This is a genomic window from Rhodoblastus sp. (assembly GCF_052145335.1).
GTDB lineage: Bacteria > Pseudomonadota > Alphaproteobacteria > Rhizobiales > Beijerinckiaceae > Rhodoblastus.
This window is the reverse complement of the sequence record NZ_JBKQOU010000053.1, coordinates 1-2,721: the sequence shown is the minus strand read 5'-3', so window position 1 is coordinate 2,721 and position 2,721 is coordinate 1. Positions and strand designations below refer to the sequence as shown.

5 protein-coding genes are annotated in these 2,721 nt (G+C 55.8%); 3 read left to right on the top strand and 2 right to left on the bottom strand.

The window, feature by feature from the left end; translation table 11 throughout:
• From ACLP2E_RS03530 to ACLP2E_RS03520, 3 genes are all read left to right on the top strand, one after another.
• The coding region (locus tag ACLP2E_RS03530; RefSeq protein WP_442465170.1) for a hypothetical protein at window positions 1-265 on the top strand (265 nt) is incomplete at its 5' end.
• A 134-nt stretch (window positions 266-399) separates the two neighbouring features.
• Window positions 400-1,008: a hypothetical protein gene (locus ACLP2E_RS03525; RefSeq protein ID WP_442465169.1), complete on the top strand. Its 609-nt coding sequence runs from the start codon at window positions 400-402 to the stop codon at window positions 1,006-1,008.
• A 285-nt stretch (window positions 1,009-1,293) separates the two neighbouring features.
• Window positions 1,294-1,860: a recombinase family protein gene (locus tag ACLP2E_RS03520; protein WP_442465168.1), complete on the top strand. Its 567-nt coding sequence runs from the start codon at window positions 1,294-1,296 to the stop codon at window positions 1,858-1,860.
• Window positions 1,861-2,126: 266 nt separating this feature from the next.
• On the opposite strand, the gene ACLP2E_RS03515 is transcribed toward ACLP2E_RS03520, so the two are convergent.
• Together ACLP2E_RS03515 and ACLP2E_RS03510 are read right to left on the bottom strand one after the other, a co-directional pair.
• Complete coding sequence (locus ACLP2E_RS03515; RefSeq protein WP_442465167.1) at window positions 2,127-2,495, bottom strand: hypothetical protein; 369 nt, start codon at window positions 2,493-2,495, stop codon at window positions 2,127-2,129.
• Between the two features lie 24 nt (window positions 2,496-2,519).
• Window positions 2,520-2,721: hypothetical protein (locus ACLP2E_RS03510; RefSeq protein ID WP_442465166.1), on the bottom strand; the 202-nt coding region annotated here is incomplete at its 5' end.

The window sequence follows — 2,721 nt, the reverse complement described above, 5'->3', positions numbered from 1 at the left end:
GCATTCCCCGCTTGGCCTGAATCGTGATGATTGGGGGATTCCCTTGACCACCCAGCCCATCCCATTCCTCACGCCGAACGGCGGCGTCCAGACGAGCGGCGCGAAGCAGGCGTTTATCTATTTTGGTCCTAACCCAGCGCTTTTTCGGGAAATCTTCACCGGCGTCGGCGCGGTCCGCGTGCCCAAGAAGGCGCCGCCACGCGCTTCTACCAAAAAGGTGTCGCGCAGGAGGACATCCAACAAGACGCCACGCAGGAGGCCATGATCAGCTCGGCGCATAATTGATATTCGACTTGGTCGGCGTCCACGCTTTGGCGCCGACCAATAATGCTCGACTGGCTGGCTCGATGAGCGCGGACGGGCACCAACAAATCATTGTTAAAAAACGGAATTATTCCAATGGTAAAAGATTACACGCATATGTCGGCGCCCTTTGAACCCGGCGCAGAGAACGTCGAAAAGGCTCTGGAAATTTACGAGGAGATGCAAGGCCGCAATGATGGCGGTCTCGCCATCATCGTTAAAGAAGACGGCGGACGTCTGTGGATTCAACACGGCAGCGATGGACAAGGCAACGCTGTCGAGCACGCGGTAGGCTTCGTTGCCGAGTGCGCGCGCCGGTTTAGCCTCCCCGGCATTTGGTCAGCGACGTGGTCGCGCAATCACAGCGAGGCCTTTCCGGGCTTCTTCGGCGCCTACGGCGGGGGCGTGGTGGTGTTAGACCTTGCAACGCAATTTGCTTACCGCGTCACCACTGCCGACATGCTCTCTTCGGCTCACATGGACCTTTGCTGCAAACCCTTCCAAAAAGCAGTGTTTCCTTTTGAGGTGACCATGAAGGAGAGCGAGGACGGTCATACGGAGTGGCTGAAAGAAAACGTCGAGGAGGGCCATTGGAGTCATTTTGCGAGAGCCTTGACGGTCGAAGATGGCTGCCTCACTGAGGAAACGGTTTTCTTGTTCAAGGACGACGCCAAGGCGGTAGAGTTCAAGCTCAAGTTTGGCTAAATCAGAAAATCCGCCTGAAACGTCTGAGACGATCCTTTGATCAAGATGGCGCGCAGGCCGTGATCCCCACCCCGTGTATTTGATATTGGATCGGCGTCGAGGCCATGGGCGCCGATCTCATATGCTGAACTGATCGCTCAAAAAGGGCGACGAGGCCGTCTTGTTTATCAAACCCGCTTGGGGCGGACTGTGAGACATCGAATATGTCTTATATGGGTTGTGTTTTAAATTATAAGACGGTATTGTGGCCAAGTCTAAGATGCACACGAGACACGGTGGCGCCTCATGCCGAAAGTTTTGGGTTATGGACGAATTTCTTCGGGCTCTCAGGATGTCGCGTCTCAGAAGGCGGTCCTTGAGAAGGCTGGCTGCGCCGTCGTCTTCACGGAAACCGGTAACGGATCAAAGCTGGATGGTCGCACCCAGTTGGAAACTGCGATCCGCCTTTTGGATGCTGGTGACGAACTCTTGGCATTTTCCCCTGATCGCATTGCCAGAGATACTGCCGACCTCTTGATGGTCGCGCGCCGGGTGGTCGAGAAAGGCGCCGTTCTGCGTGTGCTCGAACCCCCACTGAAGTTCGACGGCACCGACATCATGGCGGAAATGATGTTGACCTTGTTTGGATTGATCGGGAGGGTCGAGAAACATTTTATCCGCGCCAGACAGGCGCGAGGCATTGAGGCCCGAAAAGCCGCCAATGGTTATCATGGAAGACCCCCGTCAATCGACCCGGCAGAAATTAGGGCTCTTCGTGACAAAGGGTTGGGCGCGTCCGCAATCGCCAGTCAGCTCAAGATCGGACGAGCGTCGGTCTATCGGCTGCTCGGCGAGGAAAAACAAAAAGCGTGAGGTTGGATGGGGCCGTCGGCAACCTCGAATCCGGAGGCGCCGAAAGTGATCTCGAAAGCGACGGGATTGTCGCGTCAAACGGTTTATCGCATCAAGGATGATCGCGCCGGGTCCGAGGTGATTTTGCGAGAGTGGGGAATGTGACAGCAGGGGGCGCAATCGATAACAGGCGGCGAAAAAGAGAACAAGGTTCCGGGTATGATTCCGCCCCGTTCACGGATCGAATCCATTACGCCTCATGAAAAAATGGGTTTTTCAGCACTCTGTTAGACCGCTTTGGCATCGCCCCGCCGCAGGGCGAAATAGGTCCAAGTCGCTCCAACGAGATCGATGACGCCAAATAGCATCAACATTGGCTTGACCAGTCCGAGGAGGACGAAGGCCGTGAAGACGACGAAAACCGAAATACGCGTCGGCACCGTCCAAAGGAAAAACACACGCAGGCCCTCGCGCGCAGCAACGAAATAATAGACGCCGATCAAAAAGGCGAGCAGCCCCACGACACGAATCCAGACTTCCTCGGTTTCCGGAAAGCCGAAAATCGCCAACAGAAAATTGGGCGCAAACAGCAGGATCAGGCCCACCCCGAACATGTAATAGGAAAAGTACTTGATGCTCGCCGCCGCCTTGCTCATTTCGCCCTCCCGCGCCGCAGAATTTCAGATAAGAGCCATCGACAGGTCAACGCCAAGGCTGAGGCGCAGTTCCGCGAAGAACCAAACGTGCTCGCTTATGGCATTTTTGTTGTAGCGGTAGGTTCGATCCAGCACAGGGCGAAAGCCGATTTGCACCGTTCGGCGCCCGCTCCGATTCATCATCCCAGAAGGAATGCCGCTCGTGAGCTTTTTTCGGACGATTGGA